Origin of the sequence: Pseudomonas sp. Irchel s3h17 (assembly GCF_900187505.1) — a bacterium.
Taxonomy (GTDB): domain Bacteria; phylum Pseudomonadota; class Gammaproteobacteria; order Pseudomonadales; family Pseudomonadaceae; genus Aquipseudomonas.
Window position 1 is genome coordinate 108938 of the sequence record NZ_FYDL01000008.1, and the last position, 22675, is coordinate 131612.

Annotated in this window: 19 protein-coding genes; 13 read left to right on the top strand and 6 right to left on the bottom strand. The window is 61.0% G+C overall.

Translation table 11 applies throughout. The features are described from left to right. From murD to lpxC, 9 genes are all read left to right on the top strand, one after another. On the top strand, positions 1-1362 hold the full coding sequence (murD, locus tag CKW25_RS13230; RefSeq protein WP_095079829.1) for a UDP-N-acetylmuramoyl-L-alanine--D-glutamate ligase: 1362 nt from the start codon (positions 1-3) through the stop codon (positions 1360-1362). Continuing rightward, positions 1359-2576, top strand: coding sequence for a putative lipid II flippase FtsW (gene ftsW / locus CKW25_RS13235; protein ID WP_095079831.1), 1218 nt, complete (start codon positions 1359-1361; stop codon positions 2574-2576). Before murD ends, ftsW begins: the two co-directional genes overlap by 4 nt. Continuing rightward, on the top strand, positions 2566-3636 hold the full coding sequence (murG, locus tag CKW25_RS13240; RefSeq protein WP_095079833.1) for an undecaprenyldiphospho-muramoylpentapeptide beta-N-acetylglucosaminyltransferase: 1071 nt from the start codon (positions 2566-2568) through the stop codon (positions 3634-3636). Before ftsW ends, murG begins: the two co-directional genes overlap by 11 nt. Then, positions 3629-5089, top strand: a complete 1461-nt coding sequence (gene murC, locus CKW25_RS13245) for a UDP-N-acetylmuramate--L-alanine ligase (protein ID WP_095079834.1) — start codon at positions 3629-3631, stop codon at positions 5087-5089. The genes murG and murC overlap by 8 nt, the downstream gene beginning before the upstream one ends. Continuing rightward, positions 5086-6054, top strand: a complete 969-nt coding sequence (locus CKW25_RS13250) for a D-alanine--D-alanine ligase (protein WP_095079837.1) — start codon at positions 5086-5088, stop codon at positions 6052-6054. The genes murC and CKW25_RS13250 overlap by 4 nt, the downstream gene beginning before the upstream one ends. A gap of 4 nt (positions 6055-6058) precedes the next feature. Further along, positions 6059-6925 (top strand): cell division protein FtsQ/DivIB, encoded by an 867-nt coding sequence (locus CKW25_RS13255; RefSeq protein WP_095079839.1) that lies wholly within the window; start codon positions 6059-6061, stop codon positions 6923-6925. 14 nt (positions 6926-6939) lie between these two features. Beyond that, positions 6940-8202: a cell division protein FtsA gene (gene ftsA, locus CKW25_RS13260; RefSeq protein WP_095079841.1), complete on the top strand. Its 1263-nt coding sequence runs from the start codon at positions 6940-6942 to the stop codon at positions 8200-8202. 76 nt (positions 8203-8278) lie between these two features. Beyond that, a complete protein-coding gene (gene ftsZ / locus CKW25_RS13265) occupies positions 8279-9472 on the top strand; it encodes a cell division protein FtsZ (protein ID WP_095079843.1) in 1194 nt (397 codons plus the stop codon). A 112-nt stretch (positions 9473-9584) separates the two neighbouring features. Then, positions 9585-10496: a UDP-3-O-acyl-N-acetylglucosamine deacetylase gene (gene lpxC / locus CKW25_RS13270; protein ID WP_095079844.1), complete on the top strand. Its 912-nt coding sequence runs from the start codon at positions 9585-9587 to the stop codon at positions 10494-10496. 82 nt (positions 10497-10578) lie between these two features. Here the strand turns inward: lpxC and CKW25_RS13275 are convergent, their stop codons facing one another. The 3 genes from CKW25_RS13275 to CKW25_RS13285 form a co-directional block, all read right to left on the bottom strand. Beyond that, a complete protein-coding gene (locus tag CKW25_RS13275) occupies positions 10579-12087 on the bottom strand; it encodes a sensor domain-containing diguanylate cyclase (RefSeq protein ID WP_095079846.1) in 1509 nt (502 codons plus the stop codon). Positions 12088-12349: 262 nt separating this feature from the next. Further along, positions 12350-13618: an OprD family porin gene (locus CKW25_RS13280; protein ID WP_095080055.1), complete on the bottom strand. Its 1269-nt coding sequence runs from the start codon at positions 13616-13618 to the stop codon at positions 12350-12352. Between the two features lie 245 nt (positions 13619-13863). Continuing rightward, on the bottom strand, positions 13864-14088 hold the full coding sequence (locus tag CKW25_RS13285) for a hypothetical protein (RefSeq protein WP_095079847.1): 225 nt from the start codon (positions 14086-14088) through the stop codon (positions 13864-13866). Positions 14089-14992: 904 nt separating this feature from the next. Here CKW25_RS13285 and CKW25_RS13295 point away from each other — a divergent pair. Next, positions 14993-15238: a hypothetical protein gene (locus tag CKW25_RS13295; protein ID WP_095079851.1), complete on the top strand. Its 246-nt coding sequence runs from the start codon at positions 14993-14995 to the stop codon at positions 15236-15238. Between the two features lie 430 nt (positions 15239-15668). Here CKW25_RS13295 and CKW25_RS13305 read toward each other — a convergent pair whose 3' ends face one another. The 3 genes from CKW25_RS13305 to norR form a co-directional block, all read right to left on the bottom strand. After that, the gene (locus CKW25_RS13305; RefSeq protein WP_095079854.1) at positions 15669-15995 is read right to left on the bottom strand and encodes a hypothetical protein; all 327 of its coding nucleotides are present in this window, start codon (positions 15993-15995) and stop codon (positions 15669-15671) included. A 153-nt stretch (positions 15996-16148) separates the two neighbouring features. Then, on the bottom strand, positions 16149-17051 hold the full coding sequence (locus CKW25_RS13310) for a chemotaxis protein CheV (RefSeq protein ID WP_095079856.1): 903 nt from the start codon (positions 17049-17051) through the stop codon (positions 16149-16151). A gap of 155 nt (positions 17052-17206) precedes the next feature. Then, positions 17207-18763: a nitric oxide reductase transcriptional regulator NorR gene (gene norR, locus CKW25_RS13315; RefSeq protein WP_095079858.1), complete on the bottom strand. Its 1557-nt coding sequence runs from the start codon at positions 18761-18763 to the stop codon at positions 17207-17209. A gap of 157 nt (positions 18764-18920) precedes the next feature. Here norR and hmpA point away from each other — a divergent pair, with 157 nt between their 5' ends. The 3 genes from hmpA to cyoA all read left to right on the top strand — a co-directional run bounded on the left by hmpA (position 18921) and on the right by cyoA (position 22674). Then, on the top strand, positions 18921-20102 hold the full coding sequence (hmpA, locus tag CKW25_RS13320; RefSeq protein WP_095079860.1) for an NO-inducible flavohemoprotein: 1182 nt from the start codon (positions 18921-18923) through the stop codon (positions 20100-20102). A gap of 299 nt (positions 20103-20401) precedes the next feature. Beyond that, complete coding sequence (locus CKW25_RS13325) at positions 20402-20911, top strand: disulfide bond formation protein B (RefSeq protein ID WP_095079862.1); 510 nt, start codon at positions 20402-20404, stop codon at positions 20909-20911. A gap of 818 nt (positions 20912-21729) precedes the next feature. After that, on the top strand, positions 21730-22674 hold the full coding sequence (cyoA, locus tag CKW25_RS13335) for a ubiquinol oxidase subunit II (RefSeq protein WP_095079864.1): 945 nt from the start codon (positions 21730-21732) through the stop codon (positions 22672-22674). Position 22675 lies beyond the last annotated feature (1 nt).

Below are 22675 nucleotides of genomic sequence, written 5' to 3' on the forward strand. Positions count from 1 at the left end.
GTGTCTCTGATCGCTTCTGACCACTTCCGCATCGTTGTCGGCCTCGGCAAGAGCGGCATGTCCCTGGTTCGCTTCCTGGCGAACCGGGGCGTGGCGTTTGCAGTGGCCGACACGCGGGAAAATCCACCGGAGCTGGTCACGCTGCGCCGTGACTACCCGCACGTGGAAGTGCGTTGTGGCGAACTGGACGTCGAATTCCTCTGCCGCGCCGACGAGCTCTACGTGAGCCCCGGCCTGGCCCTGGCGACACCCGCCCTGCAGGCGGCTGCGGCCCGTGGAGTGAAATTGTCCGGTGACATCGAGCTGTTCGCGCGTAACGCGAAGGCGCCGATTGTCGCCATCAGCGGTTCCAACGCGAAAAGCACCGTGACCACCCTGGTCGGCGACATGGCGGCCGCGGCCGGCAAGCGCGTGGCCGTGGGCGGTAACCTCGGCACGCCGGCACTCGACCTGCTCAGCGACGACGTCGAGCTGTACGTGATGGAGCTCTCGAGCTTCCAGCTGGAAACCACCGATCAGCTCAACGCCGAAGTGGCCACCGTGCTCAACATCAGCGAAGACCACATGGACCGCTACAGCGGCCTGCCGGCCTACCACCTGGCCAAGCACCGGATCTTCCGTGGCGCCAGGCAGTTCGTGGTCAACCGTCAGGACGCCCTGAGCCGTCCGCTGATGGGCGAGGGCCAGCCTTGCTGGACCTTCGGCTTGAGCAAGCCTGACTTCAAGGCCTTCGGTATCCGTGAAGAAGACGGCGAGAAGTACCTGGCCTTCGAATTCCAGAACCTGATGCCGGTGCGCGAGTTGAAAGTTCGCGGCGCCCACAACCAGTCCAACGCCCTGGCGGCGCTGGCGCTCGGTCATGCGGTCGGCCTTCCGTTCGATGCGATGCTTGCGGCGCTGCGTAACTTCGCCGGCCTCGAACACCGTTGCCAGTGGGTGCGTGACCTGGATGGCGTCGGTTACTACAACGATTCCAAAGCCACCAACGTCGGCGCGGCCCTGGCTGCGATCGAAGGCCTGGGCGCGGACATCGCCGGCAAGATCGTGCTGATCGCCGGTGGTGACGGCAAGGGTGCCGAGTTCAAGGACCTGCGCGATCCGGTGGCGGCCAACTGCCGCACCGTGATCTTGATGGGCCGTGATTCCGACAAGATCGGCGAGGCTATCGGCGATGCCGTGCCGCTGATTCGCGCAGGCTCCCTGGTTGACGCCGTGGAGCAATGCCGCGCCGCTGCCCAACCGGGCGACGTCGTACTGCTGTCGCCAGCGTGCGCCAGTTTCGACATGTTCAAGAACTACGAAGACCGTGGTCACCAGTTCGTCCAGGCCGTGAACGCATTGGCCGGGGAGGACGTGGCATGAACCTGAAAGACATCATCAAGCCGTACCCGTCGCCGCTCATCACCGGGCGTGGCATCGACCTCGACTTCCCGATGCTCGCCGGCTGCCTGACGCTGCTCGGTCTCGGGCTGGTCATGATTGCATCGGCATCGACCGAAGTGGCGGCGGCGCAGTCGGGCAGTGCCCTGTATTACATGATTCGCCACCTTATCTACGTGGTGCTGGGCCTTGCTGCCTGCATCGTCACCATGATGATTCCGATCGCTACCTGGCAACGCCTGGGCTGGGTGATGCTGATTGGCGCGTTCGGTCTGCTGGTGATGGTGATCATCCCGGGGATCGGCCGTGAAGTGAACGGTTCGATGCGCTGGATCGGCTTCAGCTTCTTCAACGTCCAGCCTTCCGAGATCGCCAAGGTGTTCGTGGTGATCTACCTCGCCGGTTATCTGGTGCGTCGCCAGAAAGAAGTGCGTGAAAGCTGGATGGGCTTCTTCAAGCCGTTCATCGTGCTGCTGCCGATGGCGGGCCTGTTGCTGATGGAACCGGACTTTGGCGCCACCGTCGTGATGATGGGGGCCGCTGCGGCGATGTTGTTCCTCGGCGGGGTCGGGCTGTTCCGTTTTTCCCTGATGGTTGTCCTGGCGGTCGGGGCGGTGGTGTTGTTGATTCAAATGCAGCCGTATCGAATGGCGCGTCTGACCAACTTTGCCGACCCGTGGGCTGACCAGTTCGGTGCCGGCTATCAGTTGTCCCAAGCCTTGATCGCTTTCGGTCGTGGCGAATGGCTGGGCGTTGGCCTGGGCAACAGTGTGCAGAAACAGTTCTACCTGCCGGAAGCCCACACCGACTTCGTGTTCTCGGTATTGGCTGAAGAGCTGGGCGCTATCGGTTCGTTGTGCACGGTAGCGCTGTTCGCCTTTGTCTGTATTCGTGGCATGTACATCGGCTTGTGGGCCGAGAAGGCCAAGCAGTATTTCGCCGCCTACGTGGCCTACGGTTTGTCGTTCCTGTGGATCGGTCAGTTCCTGATCAACATCGGGGTGAACGTCGGCCTGCTGCCGACCAAGGGCCTGACCCTGCCGTTTCTCAGTTATGGCGGCAGTTCGCTGGTGATCTGCAGCGCCTGCCTGGGCCTGCTACTGCGCATCGAGTGGGAGAGTCGGACCCACCTGGGCAGCGAAGAGATTGAATTCAAGGAGAGCGATTTTGCCGAGGAGCCGACCCATGGGCGCTAACGTGCTGATCATGGCGGGCGGCACCGGTGGCCACGTGTTCCCGGCGCTGGCCTGTGCCCGCGAGTTTCAGGCCCGTGGCTACACCGTGCACTGGCTTGGCACCCCGCGCGGGATCGAAAACGAGCTGGTCCCGAACGCGGGCCTGCCGCTGCACCTGATCAACGTCAGCGGCCTGCGTGGCAAGAGCAAGCTGTCGCTGCTCAAGGCGCCCTTTGTCCTGCTCAAGGCGATCTGGCAGGCGCGCCAGGTCATCCGTCAGCTCAAGCCGGTCTGCGTACTGGGCTTTGGCGGCTATGTCACCGGTCCCGGTGGCGTGGCGGCGAGGCTGGCCGGGGTCCCGGTGATCGTTCACGAACAGAATGCCGTCGCCGGTACCGCCAATCGGCTGCTGGTGCCGTTGGCCGCACGAGTCTGCGAAGCTTTCCCGGACACCTTTGCTGCCAGTGGCAGCCGCCGCACCACCGGTAATCCGGTACGCGCCGAGTTGTTCCTCGACACACAACGCCCGGCCCTGGCCGGACGTAAAGCGCGCTTGTTGATCCTGGGCGGTAGCCTGGGCGCGGAACCGTTGAACAAATTGCTACCTGAAGCCCTGTCGCAGGTGCCTGCCGAACTGCGTCCGGAAGTGTTTCATCAGGCCGGAAAAAATCACGATGAAGTGACTGCCGAGCGCTATCGCGCCGCCGGCGTCGAGGCGCAGGTGCAGCCTTTCATCAAAGACATGGCCCAGGCCTATGGCTGGGCCGACCTGGTGGTCTGTCGCGCAGGTGCGCTGACTGTCAGTGAACTGGCCGCTGCCGGTCTGCCCTCGATGCTGGTGCCTTTGCCCCACGCGATCGACGATCACCAGACCCGCAACGCCGATTATTTGGCTCGTGAAGGCGCCGCCTTCCTGATGCCGCAAAGAACGACTGGCGCAGCGGATCTCGCTGCACGCCTGACAGAGGTCTTGATGCAACCACAACGACTCAACGACATGGCCGGCGCCGCTCGTCGCCTGGCCAAACCCGATGCAACCCGTAACGTGGTCGATATCTGCCTGGAGGTGGTTCATGGTTGAGAGTCAGAAAGCCATGCCGCAACCTGAAATGCGCCGCATCCGTCGTATTCACTTCGTCGGTATCGGCGGAGTGGGCATGTGCGGGATCGCCGAAGTGTTGTTGAACCTGGGCTATGAAGTGTCCGGTTCCGACCTGAAGGCCTCGCCGGTGACCGAGCGCCTGGAATCCTTCGGCGCACAGATCTTCATCGGCCACCGCGCCGAGAACGCCGTAACCGCCGATGTGCTGGTGGTGTCGAGCGCCGTGAACACCTCCAACCCGGAAGTCGCGACCGCGCTGGAGCGCCGCATTCCGGTGGTGCCACGTGCCGAGATGCTGGCCGAGCTGATGCGCTACCGCCACGGTATCGCGGTGGCCGGTACCCACGGCAAGACCACTACCACCAGCCTGATCGCGTCGGTGTTCGCCGCCGGTGGCCTGGACCCGACGTTCGTGATCGGTGGCCGTCTGAATGCAGCCGGTACCAATGCCCAGCTGGGCACCAGCCGCTACCTGATCGCCGAAGCCGATGAAAGCGACGCCAGCTTCCTGCACTTGCAGCCGCTGGTGGCCGTGGTCACCAACATCGACGCCGACCACATGGCGACCTACGGCGGTGACTTCAACAAACTGAAGAAAACCTTCGTCGAGTTCCTGCACAACCTGCCGTTCTACGGTCTGGCGGTGTTGTGCCTGGACGATCCGGTGGTTCGCGAAATCCTGCCGCAGGTCAAGCGCCCGACGGTCACTTACGGTTTCAGCGAAGAAGCCGACGTGCGCGCCATCAATGTTCGCCAGCAGGGCATGCAGACCTTCTTCACGGTGCTGCGTCCCGACCGCGAGCCGCTGGATGTATCGGTGAACATGCCGGGCAACCACAACGTCCTGAATGCCCTGTCGACCATTTGCATCGCCACCGACGAAGGGGTCAGCGATGAAGCCATCGTCCAGGGCCTGTCGGGCTTCCAGGGTGTTGGCCGACGCTTCCAGGTGTACGGCGAACTGCCGGTCGAAGACGGCAGCGTGATGCTGGTGGACGACTACGGTCACCACCCGACCGAAGTCGCCGCGGTGATCAAGGCCGTGCGCGGTGGCTGGCCGGAGCGCCGCCTGGTGATGGTCTACCAGCCACACCGTTACAGCCGCACCCGCGACCTGTACGACGACTTCGTCAATGTACTGGCTGACGCCAACGTCCTGCTGCTGATGGAAGTCTATCCGGCCGGCGAAGAGCCGATCCCGGGCGCTGACAGCCGCAAATTGTGCAACAGCATTCGCCAGCGCGGCCAGCTCGACCCGATCTACATCGAGCGCGGCGTCGACCTCGCGCCGCTGGTCAAACCGTTGCTGCGTGCCGGTGACATCCTGCTGTGCCAGGGCGCCGGCGATATTGGCGGCCTTGCGCCGAAACTGTTGAAGAGTCCGTTGTTCGCGGGTGCCGTTGTCGCGCCTAGCGAGGGGAAGTTGAAATGACTGCAGCCTACGCCAACCTGTTCTCGACCATCGCCCCGAAAGACTTCGGCCGTGTTGCCGTGCTGTTCGGTGGTAAAAGCGCTGAACGCGAAGTGTCGCTTAAGTCCGGCAACGCCGTGCTTGACGCCTTGCAAAGCGCCGGCGTGGACGCCTTCGGCATCGATGTCGGGGACGACTTCCTGCAGCGCCTGCTCAACGAAAAGATCGACCGCGCGTTCATCATTCTCCACGGCCGTGGCGGTGAAGACGGCAGCATGCAGGGCCTGCTGGAGTGCCTCGGCATTCCGTACACCGGCAGCGGCATCCTGGCTTCGGCCCTGGCCATGGACAAACTGCGTACCAAGCAGGTCTGGCACACCCTGGGCATTCCGACGCCACGTCATGCGGTATTGAGCAGCGAAGCCGACTGTATTTTGGCGGCGACGGAACTGGGCTTCCCTTTGATCGTCAAACCGGCGCATGAAGGTTCAAGTATCGGTATGGCCAAAGTGACATCAGCGTCTGAGTTGACCGACGCCTGGAAAGCGGCCAGTACCTACGATTCGCAAGTGTTGGTCGAGCAATGGATCCAGGGTCCTGAGTTCACCATCGCCATGCTGCGTGACCAGGTGTTGCCACCGATCGCCCTGGGGACACCGCACACTTTCTATGACTACGACGCCAAGTACCTGGCTTCCGATACCCAGTACCGGATTCCGTGTGGCCTCGACAGTGCCAAGGAACAAGAACTCATGGACCTTACGGCGAAAGCCTGTGAGGCGCTGGGTATCGCCGGTTGGGGACGGGCAGACGTGATGCAGGACGCCGATGGGCAGTTCTGGTTCCTGGAAGTCAATACCGCACCGGGCATGACCGATCACAGCCTGGTGCCAATGGCGGCACGGGCAGCCGGCCTGGATTTCCAACAGTTGGTGTTGGCGATCCTGGCGGCAAGTGTGACCGGCAACGAAGAGCTGCGAGGTTAAGGCCATGCAAGGCGCCCATCTACGTCATCAGTCACCCGCACCCGGCCGCAAGCCGGTGCCGCGGGGTGCCAGCCGAATGGTGGCCAAAGAGCCGATGTCGGTGCGCCTGCCGAAAGCCAATTTCGCTTTTCTCAAAGCCGTGTTCTGGCCCGTGCTGCTGGTGGCCCTGGGGTTCGGTACCTACGAAGGCGCCCAGCGCTTGATGCCGTATGCCGACCGGCCGATCACCCGGATCAACGTGCAGGGCGACTTGAGCTACATCAGCCAGCAAGCGGTGCAGCAGCGGATCGCTCCGTACGTGGCGGCGAGCTTCTTCACCATCGACCTGGCGAGTATGCGCACCGAGCTCGAGCAGATGCCATGGATCGCCCATGCCGAAGTGCGTCGCGTCTGGCCGGACCAGGTGGTGATTCGCCTGGAAGAACAACTGCCCGTGGCCCGTTGGGGCGATGAGGCATTGCTGAACAACCAGGGCCAGGCGTTTACGCCGCGCGAGTTGGCCAACTACGAGCATTTGCCACAGTTGTTCGGCCCGCAGCGGGCCCAGCAGCAGGTGATGCAGCAGTACCAGGTGTTGAGCCAGATGCTCAGGCCCTTGGGTTTTTCGATTGCCCGGCTGGAGTTGCGTGAGCGCGGCAGCTGGTTCCTGACCACGGGTGCCGGCAGTTCGGGGCCGGGGATCGAGTTGTTGTTGGGCCGCGGCAAGCTGGTGGAAAAGATGCGCCGCTTCTTTGCCATCTATGACAAGACGCTTAAAGAACAGATTACGAACATTGCGCGCATCGACCTGCGTTATGCCAACGGCCTTGCCGTCGGCTGGCGGGAACCTGTAGCGCCCACGACGGCCCAACCCGCCGTCGCGAAGAATTGAGAAGAGGCAGGACCATGGCAAACGTGCAAAGCGGCAAAATGATCGTCGGTCTGGATATCGGCACCTCCAAGGTGGTGGCGCTGGTAGGCGAGGTCGCGGCCGATGGCCAGCTGGAAATCGTCGGGATCGGTACACACCCGTCCCGCGGCCTGAAGAAGGGCGTGGTGGTGAACATCGAATCCACCGTGCAGTCCATCCAGCGTGCGATCGAAGAAGCGCAACTGATGGCCGGTTGCCGGATCCATTCGGCGTTCGTCGGCGTGGCCGGCAACCACATTCGCAGCCTGAACTCCCACGGCATCGTGGCGATTCGTGATCGCGAAGTTAGCGCGGCCGACCTTGAGCGCGTCCTCGACGCTGCCCAGGCCGTGGCGATCCCTGCCGACCAGCGGGTACTGCACACCTTGCCGCAGGATTACGTGATCGATAACCAGGAAGGCGTGCGTGAGCCGCTGGGCATGTCCGGCGTGCGCCTGGAAGCCAAGGTCCACGTGGTGACCTGTGCGGTGAACGCGGCACAGAACATTGAAAAGTGCGTGCGTCGCTGTGGCCTGGAAATCGACGACATCATCCTCGAGCAACTGGCGTCCGCGTACTCGGTACTGACCGATGACGAGAAAGAGCTGGGCGTGTGCCTGGTGGACATCGGCGGCGGTACCACCGACATCGCGATCTTCACCGAAGGCGCGATTCGTCATACCGCGGTGATCCCGATTGCCGGTGACCAGGTGACCAACGACATCGCCATGGCGTTGCGCACCCCGACCCAGTACGCCGAAGAAATCAAGATTCGCTACGCCTGCGCCCTGGCCAAACTGGCCGGCGCCGGTGAAACCATCAAGGTTCCGAGTGTCGGTGACCGTCCGCCGCGCGAACTGTCCCGCCAGGCCCTGGCCGAAGTGGTCGAGCCGCGCTACGACGAACTGTTCACCCTGATCCAGGCCGAGCTGCGTCGCAGTGGCTACGAAGACCTGATCCCGGCCGGCATCGTGCTGACCGGCGGTACCTCGAAGATGGAAGGTGCCACCGAGCTGGCCGAAGAGATTTTCCACATGCCGGTTCGCCTGGGCGTGCCCCATGGCGTCAAGGGTCTGGACGATGTGGTGCGTAACCCGATTTATTCAACCGGCGTTGGTTTGCTGATGTACGGCCTGCAAAAGCAGTCCGACGGCATTTCCTTCTCGGGGATCAGCAGCAACCGCGACAGCTACAGCAACGAAGAGGCCAAGGGCCCGTTGCTTGATCGCATCAAAAGCTGGGTCCAGGGCAATTTTTAAGCAGTAGATTCAAGCAGTACGCAACACGCAGTAGGCGCAGTAGGCGAAAAAACTAGAGAAATGAAGGAGAGGGAAAATGTTCGAACTCGTAGACAACATCCCCGCAAGCCCGGTTATTAAAGTTATCGGTGTTGGCGGTGGCGGCGGCAACGCTGTCAATCACATGGTCAAGAGCAACATTGAAGGCGTTGAGTTCATCTGCGCCAACACTGATGCCCAGGCGCTGAAAAGCATCGGTGCACGGACCATCCTGCAACTGGGCACCGGCGTGACCAAAGGCCTGGGTGCCGGCGCGAATCCTGAGGTCGGTCGTCAGGCCGCCCTGGAAGACCGTGAGCGCATTGCCGAAGTGCTGCAAGGCACCAACATGGTGTTCATCACCACTGGCATGGGCGGCGGTACCGGTACTGGTGCTGCGCCGATCATCGCCGAAGTGGCCAAGGAAATGGGGATCCTCACCGTTGCGGTGGTGACCCGTCCGTTCCCGTTCGAAGGCCGCAAGCGCATGCAGATCGCCGACGAAGGCATCCGTCTGCTGTCTGAAAGCGTCGACTCGTTGATCACCATTCCCAACGAGAAGCTACTGACCATCCTGGGCAAGGACGCAAGCCTGCTGTCGGCTTTCGCCAAGGCTGACGACGTTCTGGCCGGTGCCGTTCGCGGTATCTCCGACATCATCAAGCGTCCAGGCATGATCAACGTCGACTTTGCCGACGTACGTACGGTCATGAGCGAAATGGGCATGGCCATGATGGGCACTGGCTGCGCCAGCGGTCCTAACCGTGCGCGTGAAGCGACCGAGGCGGCGATCCGCAATCCGTTGCTCGAAGACGTGAACCTGCAAGGTGCACGCGGCATCCTGGTGAACATCACCGCCGGTCCTGACTTGTCCCTGGGTGAGTACTCCGACGTGGGTAGCATCATCGAAGCCTTCGCTTCCGAGCACGCCATGGTCAAGGTCGGTACCGTTATCGATCCGGACATGCGCGACGAGCTGCACGTGACCGTGGTTGCCACAGGTTTAGGCGCAAAAATCGAGAAGCCGGTCAAGGTCATCGACAATACCGTTCACACCTCGATGGCTTCCCAGCCACAGCAATCGGCACCCGCTCGTCATGAACAGACTGCGGTGAACTACCGTGACCTGGATCGTCCAACTGTAATGCGCAACCAGGCTCAGGCCGGCGCAGCGGCGGCGGCGAAGCTTAATCCGCAAGACGATCTGGATTACCTGGACATCCCGGCATTCCTGCGTCGTCAGGCCGATTAATGGAATGTATCAGGGCTATGAAGGTGATTGGTGTTCAGCAAAGGTCTGGTCTGCTATTATCGCCAGCCTTTGTTGATACCAGTTCGCAATTTGCGCTGAAGCGGTCCAAGCCATGATTAAACAACGCACCCTGAAGAATATTATTCGTGCCACAGGTGTAGGTCTGCACTCCGGGGAGAAGGTATACCTGACCCTCAAACCTGCACCTGTCGACACCGGCATCGTGTTTGTTCGTGCCGACCTGGACCCTGTGGTGCAGATTCCTGCTCGCGCGGAAAACGTTGGTGAAACCACGATGTCGACCACATTGGTCAGTGGTGACACCAAAGTGGACACGGTGGAGCACTTGCTCTCGGCCATGGCTGGCCTGGGCATCGATAACGCCTACGTCGAGCTCTCCGCGTCCGAAGTGCCAATCATGGATGGTAGCGCTGGACCTTTCGTATTCCTGATTCAATCGGCTGGCCTGGAAGAACAGGACGCAGCCAAGAAGTTCATTCGCATTCTGCGGGAAGTGACAGTAGAAGACGGCGACAAACGCGCCACCTTCGTCCCGTTCGAAGGCTTTAAAGTGAGCTTCGAGATCGATTTCGATCACCCGGTGTTTCGTGACCGCACTCAAAGTGCCAGCGTGGATTTTTCAAGCACTTCGTTCGTAAAAGAAGTCAGCCGCGCCCGGACCTTTGGTTTCATGAGTGATATCGAGTACCTGCGCAAGCACAACCTCGCACTCGGCGGTAGCGTTGAAAACGCCATTGTGGTCGACGCTGATGGTGTACTGAACGAAGACGGCCTTCGCTATGAAGACGAATTCGTGAAGCACAAGATCCTCGACGCCATTGGTGACCTCTACCTACTGGGCAATAGCCTGATTGGTGAGTTCAAGGGCTTCAAGTCGGGCCATGCACTGAACAACCAGCTCCTGCGCAAATTGATTGAGCAGACAGATGCTTGGGAAGTCGTGACCTTCGAAGACGCCAGCACTGCGCCGATCTCTTACATGCGCCCTGTTGCGGCTGTGTAAGTAAAAACCTCTCTAGTTTTTAAAGGCTGCCTTCGGGTGGCCTTTTTTTATGCCTGCGGTTTTGTCGTGACCAGCGCGCGGGCTATGGCTGGGCGCTGATCGCCCGGTTGCGTCCGGCGCGCTTGGCCTGGTACAGCGCCTTGTCGGCCGTGTACAACAGGTTTTCCAGGCTTTGCGCCGGATGTCCGGTGGAGGTGCTGAGGCCGATGCTGACGGTCATCGGCGATTCGTCGTCTTCAAAAGGTGGCAGGCGTTCAACCGCTGCGCGGATGTTCTCGGCAATGCGCAGTGCGCCGGCGGCGTCGGTTTCGGGCAGCACCGTCGTGAACTCTTCGCCGCCGTAGCGTGCGGCGAGGTCACCCGGGCGGCGGATGTTTTCATTGATGACCCTGGCGAGGATCCTTAGCGCATCATCGCCGCGTTGGTGGCCATGTCGATCATTGAAGGCCTTGAAGTGGTCGGCATCGATCATCAGCACCGACACCGGCTTGCCCGAGCGCTGTGCGCGGGCCCACTCGCGTTGCAGTACCTGGTCAAGGGTGCGGCGGTTGGCAACGCCGGTGAGCGAGTCGGTGGCCGCCAGCTGTGCCAGCTCTCCCTCGGCGTGCTGGCGCAGTCTCAGCTCGCGACACAGCAGCAGCGTCAGCCACATCAGGCCGATACAGAGCACGCCGGTGGCCCCGCTGATCACGTAGGCGGTGCGTTTCCAGGTCGCGAACACCTCATCCATGGACAAGGCCACGCTCACCGTCAACGGCAGGTTGCCCACTCGGGAGAAGGTGTACAGGCGATTGAGCTGATCCATGCTCGAAACGCTGCTGAAGCTGCCACTGCCTTCACGCATCATGCGAATGACGTTGGGTCGGGCACCGTAGTTCTTGCCGATGCTGTCATCCTCCAGCATCGGCTTTTGCGCCAGCAGTATGCCGTCCTTGTCGATCACGTTCAGGGTGCTGTCAGCACCAATGTTCAGGCTGTTGAACAGCTCGTCAAAGTAGGTCAGGCGCATGGAGGCGACCGCCACGCCCAGAAACTCCCCGGAGGGCGAAGAAATACGCCGGCTGAAGCTGATGCGCCACTGATTGGCCTCGGCACAGTCGCAGCGGGATTTGAATGGGCGGCTGATGAACATCCCGGTGTCACTGTTGAAGGCGTGGGCGAGGAAGTAGTCGCGGTCGGCAAAATTGCCCGGCTTGGGTTCCACCAGTGATGAGTCGGCGATGACGTTGCCATACCTGTCCAGCAGCAGCAGATCGCCCTTGAAGCGTGCGGTGCTGGAGCGGTCGAACAGCACCAGGTGGCGAATCTCCGGCGATACCTGCTTCAGATCGTCGCGCTGGGCGGCGGCGATCAGTCCTTGCAGTGACAGGTCATAGAGTTCGACGTTACGCAGCACATCGGCATCGATCAACTGGACGATGTTAGTTGCGCTGCGAGTGGCCGACTGCATGGCATTGGCGTGTTCGCGAATCAGCAGGAAGGTGACGATGGCGAGGATGGCGATCACCGTCAGCGAGCTGCCAAGAATCAGCATGAACTCTGGCCGGCGTGTAGTACCTGTCATATCAAAGTAGGTGCGGCTTGGGGTCATGGTTCTGATTTCTGCAGAGGGACGTCATCAGCGTAGTTCCCGAACGAGCCGGGAGGCGGTGCAGATATCAGTTTGTTGATGGTTTTTGCCTGGCCGCCTGTATAAATCCCGGGCATGAAAAAGGCCAGCGCAAAGGCTAATGCCAGTCAGTTAAGAGAAATAAAGCCGAACACGAAACCCGTGGCGAGGGAGCTATGTTCGGCTGGTCTTTGGCTTAACTGATCGGCATTAAGCGCAAAGGCTGGCCATTTTAACGGGTTTGCTAGAAAACGTTCAGTGGGTAATCGACGATCACCCGGTACTCATCGGTGTCGGTGTCCAGCGCGCCATAGCCGTTGCCGCCTCGGTTGGTTGCCCATTGCAAGCGGACGGCCAGGTCCTTGGCCTTGCCGCCCTGGATCACATAGCGCAGGTCGAGGTCGCGCTCCCAGTGCTTGGCGTCTTTACCCTCTGCATTGTAGTAGCTGGCATAACCCCGGCTGTCCGGGTCGACCTTGGTCAGGTCCAGGGTGCCACGGGAGTACGACACCGCCGAGGTCAGGCCCGGAATGCCCAGCCCCGCGAAATCATAGGCGTACTTGAGTTTCCACGAGCGCTCGTTCGGGCCGTTGAAGTCGGAGTACTGCTGCGAGTTGTCGAGGTAGACGCTGTCGCCTTGGGCAATGTAGTCGAAGGGCGTGTTGCCGTTCACGCGCTGATAAGCGGCGCTGACGCTGTGGTGACCGGCCTCGACGGTGAAGTGCAGGCTGTAGGTGTTGTTGTCGATCGTACCCAGCAGCGCATCGCCGGCATCCTGGGTGTGGTAGTTGTGCAGGCCCGGGTTGAGGCGGATCCGTTCATTCAGCGCGTAGCGGTAGTCCAGGTCGTAGTAGTACTGGTTCCACACGTCCTTGAGTTCGGAGGCGTAGAGGCTGCTGGTCAGGTCCGGCACGCCACTCCAGGCCACACCGGCCCAGTTCAGGTGCTGGCTTTCGTCGCCCTCGGCCAGCTTGCCGTAGGAGGTGCCGATACGTTGGTGCCCGCTCTGGTTGTAAGGTTTGGTGAAGCTGGCCTGGCCACCTTCGATCCGCCAGCCGTCGAAGCTGTGGTTGCTCAGGCTGACACCACGGAAGGTCTGCGGCAGCATGCGGCTCATGCCACCGGCAATCACCGGGTTGTTGAGGAACAGGTCACCGGCTTTGAGTTCGGTCTCCAGAGCGTGCATTTTCAGGGTGGCGCCGCCGGTCGAGAATGAGCCGGGGGCTTTGCCGTTGCCATCACTGACCGGCAGGATGCTGGAGTTGTCGGTGCTGCCACCGCCGTCGAGCTTGAGCCCGAGCATGGCATGGGTGTCGATGCCAACGCCGATAGGGCCCTGGGTGTATCCCGACTCGAAAATGCCGAGAAACCCCTGGCCCCATTCGATGTTGTCGTCGGTCTGCTGCAGGCGGTTGCGGTTCATGTAGTAGTTGCGGGCGCTGAGGTTCAGGCTTGAACCCGCAACGAAGCCTTGGCGATCGGGATCTTCCGAGGCCTGGGCATTGGCGGTCATCGTTGCGGCAATTGCAATGAACAGTGGACTGAGTTTTGCGGTGATGCTCACGTGGGGTACAGCTCCTTGGGTCAATAACCTGTGGGGCTATTGTTTGAAATCCGGTGTTTCTTATTCAGTAGCGACGAAGCACGGAAGGGTGAAAACACAACAAAAAAAAGCCGCTGATAGCAGCGGCTTTTAAGACAACTTCACGCGGGAAAGAGCCGGGTAGAGTGTCGAGGGAAACGTCGAAGTGGTGCCGCTCAGCTCTCTTTTTCAACCTGTGGTTGAGCCTGGAGAGCCGATGTTTTCCGGGCTTGCTCAGGGTTTTGTGCCTTGGCGGTCAGCTCGGCCCGAGCCTTGTCGAAGGCGTCTGCGCGCGCGGCGTTGTGCGCGACAAAGGCCTGTGATTCTTCAGCCAGGGCGAACGGTGACAGGAACAAGGAAGACAAAACGAACGCGCTGGCAATACCCATACTGTTGGACATCTGGAAAACCTTCTTGCTTGGCAAGTGCTGTTTGGTGCGGGCAAAGATAAGGGCCGGGGGCGTGGGGAAACAGAGCGGATTACAGAAAGGACTGTTGCACCAAAGGCAATAGTGCACAGCGGGGGGCGGCGCTTCTTGTGGCGAGCGAGCTTGCTCGCGCTGGGCTGCAAAGCGGCCCCAAAACGTGCAGCACGATTACATCAGGCACACCGCACCTACCGGTTTGACGACTGCTGCGCAGCCGAGCGCGAGCAAGCTCGCTCGCCACGGGGGCAGGTCACACCGGCAAATAGATCCCGAAGGTATTGACCCCGTCATCACTGCGCACAAACACATCACCGCCGTGCATCAGCGCGATCGCCTTGACGATGGCCAGCCCCAGGCCGTGGGGGCGACGAGTCGGGTGCTGGCTGGCCGGGTCAGTGCCCAGGCGCCGAGGGCGATCAGGACGGCGAGGGTGCCAAGAAGCAGGAGCGGTGTTTTTTTAATGGGCTTCACGTCGAACGCCAAAGCAGATGAATCGGAAGGGACCATATGCCTAATGCCAGTCAGTCAAGGAGATGACGTCGCATTTGTAGGAGCGAGCGTGCTCGCGATGAACTCAAAAGCAACGCGTTCAATCAGAAAGTGCGCGTTATCGTTAACGTCCGTCGCGAGCACGCTCGCTCCTACAAAGGCCGGCGTTCGCTTCGCGGGCTGGTATTAGGCCGTATGCTCCCTTATAGCCCTTCGATCCGGTCAGCACCGTGACCGCTAGCTGACAGGGAGGACAGTTTCAAGCCGCGAGCGATAAGTTAGCGCCGATGCGCTTTCGGCTTGAAGCTTGCAGCTGCTCTTCCCGCTATACTGCCGGCTTTCGCGGCCGGTCATCCGGACCCGCCTCAATGCAACACCCGGAGCCTTCATGAATTCCCCGATACAAACGCCTGCGGCTGACGACCAGGCTGACCTGCCAGACAGCGTCGACTCCAGCGCCGACAGCGAAAGCGATGCCGCGATCCCGGCCTTCAAGTTCCCGTTCAAACCGGGTGAACTGGCCGCTGCCAAGCAAGGCAATCAGCCGTGGTACAAGAACGGCGCCAAGAACGGGCACACCAAGGTGCCAGGCGCAGCGCCTCCGGGCACCCGTCGCTCGATGGGCAAGCGCTGAGTCGCTCGCCTGCCCGATCTGCCAGCCCTGGCAGCGTTGCGTGCCGCCTCGATCAGGTGGCGCGTAACGAGACTAGCGCGTCCCTCAGCGGCGCTGCCGCGGTGACCCGCCCCCCGGTCGCCTGCAGGTGTTCTGCAATATAGTCGCCCGACAGTTGAAACTGCCCTTCACCAACCGAAGCCGATAGCGGCTGTGCCTGATCCAGGGCCTGGGTAAGCGCCGTCATGTCCGGCAAGCAGGCGGTCAATCTGTCGCCAATGAGCGCCGTGGTGCGAATCCCCGGTTGCGCGCATCGCTTCCTGGCGCTGAATGTCGTCACGATGGGCCTGGGGTTCCCCGCTGGGCACGCCTGCATGACCTCGGCAACCCCCGTCAGCCGCCCGCTTCCGGGCCTCGGCGAGGGGCAGGGCCAAGGCCAGTTGTGCGCCAGTCACCGGCCCTCGGTGGTCGGCTGGACCGAGTCCCATTCGCTGACATAGGCGGTTTTGCTTTTTTTGTTGTAGAGACACAACTCGGTGCCTGGTTGGCCTTTCATGTGTTTTTGCGGGTACTGACCCTGGAGCAACAGGGCGGTGTAGCCGACGCGATCATCGAACTGCGCGGCGTTGCCCACCGGTTGGGCGTGACTCAACTGGCTGGCCTGGATGCAGCTGGCGAGCACGGCCTTGTCGTAGGCGGCCCAGGCATCGGGGCTGGAGGCGAGGGCCTGGGTGGCGAGACTGGTCAGGGTGATGAAGAGCAGGGCTGAGGTGTTCATGGCAGGGCTCCTTAGGGGGCGTTGGAGTATGCCTGATGATTCGACGTCGTTTGTAAGGGGCCCTTCGCTGGCAATCTGGCCCCTGCAGCGCAGCCACGATCAATCTGCAGCGATTATCCCGACATTTAACAGGCAATGCGCCCCGCTCAAGGCTCAGTGCCCTTGCTGTGCCACCGCTTTGGCGGCGTCGATCAGGCACTTGGTCAGCTCTGGCGAGGAGAACTTGGTCAGCACGGCGTTGGCCCCGGACAGGCGGGCCTTTTCACTGTTCATCGCGCTGTCCAGGGAGGTGTGCAGCAGGACGTACAGGTGGGAAAAATCCGGGGTTTCGCGCAGGGTTCGCGTGAAGGCATAGCCGTCCATCTCCGACATTTCGATGTCCGAGACAATCAGGTTGATCTGCTGCGCGGTGCCTTGCAGGTCCAGCAGGCAGTCGATGGCTTCCTTGGCACTGCGCGCGGTGTGGCATTGCAGGCCGAGGTTGCGCAGCGTGTGCACGGACTGTTGCAGCGCCACCTGGCTGTCATCGACCACCAGGATACGTGCGTTGCCCAGCACTTCGGCGTCTTCCATGCTCAGCTCTGTGGGCGCCATCTCGATCTGTGCCGGGGCGATGCCGTGGATGACTTTCTCGATGTCGAGTACCTGCACCAGTGTGCCGTCGACCGAGGTCACCCCGGTGATGTACGAGCGCACGCCGCCGGAACCGTAGGGTGGCGGGCGGATGTCGGTGGTCAGGCAATGGACGATCTTGCTCACCGCCTGAACGTGCAGGCCCTGTTTGGAGCGGCTGACGTCGGTGACGATCAGGCAACCGCCGTCCGGGTCCGCCAGCGGCCGTTCACCGATGGCCCGGCTCAGGTCGATGACCGACAACGAGGTGCCGCGCAAGGTGGCGATGCCTTTGACGTGAGGATGGGACTCCGGCAGCTTGGTCAGCGGCGGACAGGGGATGATTTCACTGACTTTCAGCAGGTTGATCGCCATCAGCTTGCCGCTGCGCAAGGTAAAGAGCAGAAGCGAGAGTGAGTCTGCGCGGGCTTTGGTGGTGGACATATGAACCTTCTGTGGAAAAAGGTGGTGGGCGATCACAGGACCGCCAGCCACTATCGATACCGGGTTATCGACGTGTCGGGGGCAGGCTTTAGCCTGGACCGCGACAACAGGTCAATCGATGAGCCCCTGTGGTGAGGGAGGCTGTCCAGCTGTTGTCACTTCATCCCCAGCCGCTTGGCCATCCGCCCCAGGTTCGCCCGATCCAGGCCAAGTTCACGGGCAGCACTGGCCCAATTGTTCTGGTGGCGTTCAAGGCTGGCGCTGATCAGCTGGCGTTGATAGTGCTCAGTGGCCTGGCGCAGGTCGCCGACATCTTGCGTCAGGGGCTGTGGCGCGTGGGGCTCAGGCATCGGCGGGGCGTCAGGCGTGTCGTGGGGCAAATCCAGGTCCGCCGCACTGAGGCTCAGAATTTTCGGTCGCTCCCGGGTGCTGCCCAGGGCCTTCAACGCACTGCGGCCGATCAGGTGTTCAAGCTCGCGGACGTTGCCCGGCCAGCTATAGGCCAGCAGTGATGCCTGGGCGTCGCTGTTCAGGCGCAAGCTGTTGAGGCCCATGCGCGAGCGGTTCTGCTCAAGGAAATAGCCGCTGAGCAACAGCACATCCCGACCCCGCTCACGCAGTGCCGGGACCCGCAACGGGTAGACGCTCAGGCGATGGTAGAAGTCGGCACGGTAGCGGCCGTCGCGCACTTCGACCGCCAGGTCACGGTTGGTCGCGGCGATCAGGCGCACGTCGACCTGATGCTCCTTGTCCGACCCCAGGCGCTGCAACTGGCCGCTTTGCAGCACGCGCAACAGCTTGGCCTGCACGGTCAGTGACAGCTCGCCCACCTCGTCGAGAAACAGTGTGCCGCCGTTGGCCAGTTCGAACTTGCCGCGCCGGTCGCTGGTGGCCCCGGTGAAGGCCCCGCGCACATGACCGAACAACTCGCTTTCCACCAGCGTGTCGGGCAGGGCGGCGCAGTTGAGGCTGATGATCGGTTTGTCGGCGCGAGGTGATGCGGCATGGATGGCCTGGGCCACCAGTTCCTTGCCAACCCCGGTTTCCCCGGTGATCAGCACCGTCAGGTCGCTGCCTGCGACCAGATTGATTTCTTCGACCAAGCGCTTGTGGGCCTTGCTCTGGCCGATCATTTCCCGGTCTTGCTGCCCGCTGGCCTGACGATAGACCTCGGCCCGCTGGTGTTCGTCTTCAACCCGATTGGCCAGCCGTTCGATGCGTTCGGCCGCATTGACGGTCGCCGCCGCAAGGCTGGCGAAAGCTTGCAGGGCATCCAGTTCGATGGGTTCGAAACGCTTCGGGTCCAGGGCGTCCAGCGTCAACAAGCCCCATGGGCGTTCATCGATAAACAGTGGGCAGCCCATGCAATCGTGGACTTCCAGGTGCTCATGGAGGCCATCGACCAGCCCGTCGTACGGGTCCGGCAGGTGGCTGTCCGCGTCGAAGCGCGTCGGGCCGGGGCTGCTGAGCAGCGCGGCAAAGCGCGGATGTTCGCTGACCTTGAAGCGTCGCCCCAGGGTATCGGTGCTCAGGCCATCCACCGCCAACGGCACCAGCCATTCGCCGTCCAGGCGCAACAAGGCCGCGGCATCGCAGGGGAGCAGGGCGCGCATGGCTTCGAGCAGGCGTCGGTAGCGCTCGCCTTCGGGCAATTCACGGGAAAGGTCAGAGACCAGTGGCAGTAGCGTGGTGAGCAAGGATTTTGCAGTCATATTGACTCCATGTAGTCGGGATGACTATAAGCCTGCCTGTGTCGATGTGACTACAAATTACTTAACTTGTTGATTTATATGGTTTTAATTGTTGGCATGAAAACTGATTACTAATGGGTAATTCATTAGAAAAGCAGTCGTTCAGGAGTACCCCCTTATGCTTAGTGCGCAAGACCGTGCCATCGTCAAATCCACTGTTCCGTTGCTCGAAAGCGGCGGCGAAGCCCTGATCACCCACTTCTATCGCATGATGCTCTCTGAGTACCCAGAAGTGCGGCCACTGTTCAACCAGGCTCACCAGGCCAGCGGCGACCAGCCTCGGGCGCTGGCCAACGGCGTGTTGATGTATGCACGGCACATCGACCAGCTGGATCAACTGGGCGATCTGGTGGCCAAGATCATCAACAAGCACGTGGCCCTGCAAATTCTTCCGGAACACTACCCGATCGTCGGCAGTTGCCTGCTGCGAGCGATTTCCGAAGTGCTGGGTGAGGAAATCGCCACGCCGCAAGTGATGAGTGCCTGGGGCGCCGCCTACGGTCAACTGGCCGACATCCTGATCGGTGCCGAAGCCGCGATCTACGACCAGAAAGCCGAAGCCGTCGGTGGCTGGCGCGGTGAGCGGGAATTCACACTGGCCAAGCGTGTGGAGGAAAGTGCGGAAATCACCTCGTTCTACTTCGAACCTGTGGACAAAGGGCCGATCCTCGCTGCGGAGCCAGGCCAGTACATCGGCATGAAGCTGATGCTGGAGGGGGAAGAGATTCGTCGCAATTATTCGCTGTCGTCCCTGGGCCATGACGGTCAGTACCGCATCAGCGTCAAGCGCGAAGACGGTGGTCGTGCGTCGAACTACCTGCACGACCAGTTCCAGGTCGGTGCCAGCATCCAACTGTTCCCGCCAGCGGGCGACTTCACCCTGACCGCCAGCGACAAGCCGCTGGTGCTGATCAGCGGCGGTGTCGGCATCACCCCGACCCTGGCCATGCTGGAAGCGGCACTGGCCACCGAGCGCCCGGTGCACTTTATCCACTGTGCGCGTAACGGCGCTGTGCATGCCTTCCGCGACTGGATCGACGGCCTGGCCGAACGTCATCCCCAGCTCAAGCGCTTTTACTGCTATGCCGAGGATGACGGCGTCAGCCCGGCGGCGCATCAGGTCGGGTTGTTGAGCCAGGAAACCCTTGGGCAATGGTTGCCTGAGCAACGAGACCTGGACGCGTACTTCCTGGGCCCCAAAGGCTTCATGACGGCGATCAAGCGCCACCTGAAGGCGTTGGGTGTGCCAGAGAGTCAGAGCCGCTACGAGTTCTTCGGGCCGGCTGCGACGCTGGAATAACCAATCAGACGCGCTCTCTGGCAAGCCGGTTCCTGCAGATGATCGCCATCCTGTAGGCGCCGGCTTGCCGGCGAAGGCGACATTCGCCTCGTCTCAGATCCCACCGTTTAATCCCCTGTTAATACGCCTGCCGTTAATTCCCTCCTGCTGAATCCCTCGGATTATCCGCCAACACCAGACGTGCTCAACGGGCGCGGCCTGCGTGTAGACTGGCGGTCATTGATACCCGACAGAGGCCTGGCGCCTGGCGACCAGGGATCTGTCGAACACAACCTGCATGTTTGACGAAGGAACCCGGAATGAATGAGGAAATGATGCGGTTGGCGCGTGAGCGGCGTTATCTGGTGCTGCTGGGGCTGATCTGCCTGGCGCTGATCGGCGGTGCCCTGTACATGCAGATCGTGCTGGGTGAGGCGCCATGCCCGCTGTGCATCCTGCAACGCTATGCGCTGCTGCTGATTGCAATCAGTGCCTTCGCCGGGGCCGCCATGCATACCCGTCGTAGGATCAGCGTGTTTGAAGGGCTGGTGGTGATCTTTGCCCTGGCCGGCGCGGGTACGGCTGCGCATCACGTCTACACCCAGTTCTACCCGGCCGTCAGCTGCGGCATCGATGTGCTGCAACCGATTGTCGACGGTTTGCCACTGGCCAAGATCTTCCCGCTGGTGTTCCAGGTAGACGGTTTCTGCGCTACGCCGTACCCGCCGATCCTCGGTCTGTCGCTGGCACAGTGGGCCCTGGTGGCCTTCGTGTTGACGGCGGTACTGGTGCCGTTGCTGGTCTCGCGCAACCGCAAGCACTTGAACTGAAGGCGGTCGCCACCCCCGGCGGAGCAGCCCCTGAAAACGCCCCGGTCCTCGAAAGAGGCCGGGGCGTTTTGCATTTCAGCCACCCGGTAAAGGCATCGTGATGTGGGGCAAGGAAGGGTGCGGCGCATGTGCGACATGTTGTCACAGCTTTGGTGTGGCAAGGCATTTCAAAAAATGCGTTTAGTCATTGAAAGATACAAAGAATTAGCTCGAGCAAGCGCAGTCGCTGAAACCCGGCGAGACAGTGCAATGGGCAGTTTTAACAGGCTTGGGTGAATGGCCGCAGGCCTTGTGAAAAGGGGGCTTTGGCGAGCCTGGGGATACCCGGGATGGTAACAAGGCGGTCTGGGTTGCCGGCAGTAGGCTTACTTTTTTTGGGGTTCTTGTTGAGAATTAATCGCGATAAGATCGGCAATCTTTACAGGATTCGTTAATGATTGTTGCTGTATCCGATAAAAATTATTTCGAGATGAGACATGGTTTATAAAACGTTACATATCTACAATCGCCCGCACTGAAATTCCGGCACTGCTCACCCCTGAGCAGAGAAGGGTGGTCGAGGAGCCGTTTCAAGGCTTCATGCGACCCCGGGTGCCGGCGCCTTCCACGTATCCGCACCAAATGGAATTGGTCTGTAACTAGGCCTTTGACCACGAATTCGAATAAGAACTCAACGCTAGCCCAGGATGTGTCGATCGCCATGTAAGCGCGACGGGCAGGCCCTTATTCAATCCAAGAAAAATGCCAACCCTTGGCAGGGTGAAGTGTTGGCGATCAAAACCCAACTGCATTGCGCAAGCTGCTTTAGAGGTCGTGAGATGAGTAAAAACAGGTACCCCAGATTACTAGGCCTAGTGCCGCTGCTCGGCACGTTGTTGCTGGGAGGCTGCAACATGACCCTGCTCGATCCCAAGGGCCAGGTTGGCCTGGATGAGCGAAACCTGATCATCACCGCCACGCTGTTGATGCTGCTGGTCGTTGTGCCGGTCATCATCATGACCTTCGCCTTCGCCTGGAAATACCGTGCGTCGAACACCAAGGCCGACTACGCGCCGAAGTGGAACCACTCCACCAAGATCGAAATCGCCGTGTGGACCGTACCGGTGCTGATCATCATCGCCCTGGGTTACGTCACCTACAAGTCGACCCACGCCCTGGACCCGTACCGCCCGCTGGAATCGGACGTCAAGCCGATCACCATCGAAGTGGTCGCCATGGACTGGAAGTGGCTGTTCATCTACCCGGAACAAGGCATCGCCACGGTCAACAAGATCGTGTTCCCGGCCCACACCCCGATCAATTTCAAGGTGACTTCGGACACCGTGATGAACTCGTTTTTCATCCCGGGCCTGGGTGGCCAGATCTACGCGATGGCCGGCATGCAGACCAAGCTGCACCTGATTGCCAACCAGAACGCCGAGCTCGACGGTATCTCCGCCAACTACAGCGGCGCGGGCTTCACCGGCATGAAATTCAAAGCGATCGCAACGACTCAGGAAGATTTCGACGCCTGGGTAAGCGAAGTCAAAAAGGCACCTAAACAGCTTGAACAAGCTGAATACGCAGCCCTTTCCAAGCAGAGCCAGAACAACCCAGTCGAGCTCTACTCCTCGGTCACGCCAGACCTGTTCCAGATCATCGTCGACAAGTACGAAGGCATGAAACCGGGCAAGCCGCTGAAGCACGAGAAGAAAGAGAAAGAAGTGGCCGCGACGCAAGGATCGGACATGAACGCGCATTCAGCTGCCGGGGCAGAGGAGTAAA

Bases quoted from the DNA above. Each gene is read 5' to 3' on its own strand.
- CKW25_RS13305 (WP_095079854.1), bottom strand. From the start codon at position 15,995: ATGAACACCTCAGCCCTGCTCTTCATCACCCTGACCAGTCTCGCCACC.
- murG (WP_095079833.1), top strand. From the start codon at position 2,566: ATGGGCGCTAACGTGCTGATCATGGCGGGCGGCACCGGTGGCCACGTG.
- ftsW (WP_095079831.1), top strand. From the start codon at position 1,359: ATGAACCTGAAAGACATCATCAAGCCGTACCCGTCGCCGCTCATCACC.
- CKW25_RS13325 (WP_095079862.1), top strand. From the start codon at position 20,402: ATGAATGAGGAAATGATGCGGTTGGCGCGTGAGCGGCGTTATCTGGTG.
- CKW25_RS13295 (WP_095079851.1), top strand. From the start codon at position 14,993: ATGAATTCCCCGATACAAACGCCTGCGGCTGACGACCAGGCTGACCTG.
- CKW25_RS13285 (WP_095079847.1), bottom strand. From the start codon at position 14,088: ATGTCCAACAGTATGGGTATTGCCAGCGCGTTCGTTTTGTCTTCCTTG.
- murC (WP_095079834.1), top strand. From the start codon at position 3,629: ATGGTTGAGAGTCAGAAAGCCATGCCGCAACCTGAAATGCGCCGCATC.
- hmpA (WP_095079860.1), top strand. From the start codon at position 18,921: ATGCTTAGTGCGCAAGACCGTGCCATCGTCAAATCCACTGTTCCGTTG.
- CKW25_RS13310 (WP_095079856.1), bottom strand. From the start codon at position 17,051: ATGTCCACCACCAAAGCCCGCGCAGACTCACTCTCGCTTCTGCTCTTT.
- norR (WP_095079858.1), bottom strand. From the start codon at position 18,763: ATGACTGCAAAATCCTTGCTCACCACGCTACTGCCACTGGTCTCTGAC.
- cyoA (WP_095079864.1), top strand. From the start codon at position 21,730: ATGAGTAAAAACAGGTACCCCAGATTACTAGGCCTAGTGCCGCTGCTC.
- CKW25_RS13275 (WP_095079846.1), bottom strand. From the start codon at position 12,087: ATGACCCCAAGCCGCACCTACTTTGATATGACAGGTACTACACGCCGG.
- ftsZ (WP_095079843.1), top strand. From the start codon at position 8,279: ATGTTCGAACTCGTAGACAACATCCCCGCAAGCCCGGTTATTAAAGTT.
- ftsA (WP_095079841.1), top strand. From the start codon at position 6,940: ATGGCAAACGTGCAAAGCGGCAAAATGATCGTCGGTCTGGATATCGGC.
- CKW25_RS13280 (WP_095080055.1), bottom strand. From the start codon at position 13,618: ATGACCGCCAATGCCCAGGCCTCGGAAGATCCCGATCGCCAAGGCTTC.
- CKW25_RS13255 (WP_095079839.1), top strand. From the start codon at position 6,059: ATGCAAGGCGCCCATCTACGTCATCAGTCACCCGCACCCGGCCGCAAG.
- lpxC (WP_095079844.1), top strand. From the start codon at position 9,585: ATGATTAAACAACGCACCCTGAAGAATATTATTCGTGCCACAGGTGTA.
- CKW25_RS13250 (WP_095079837.1), top strand. From the start codon at position 5,086: ATGACTGCAGCCTACGCCAACCTGTTCTCGACCATCGCCCCGAAAGAC.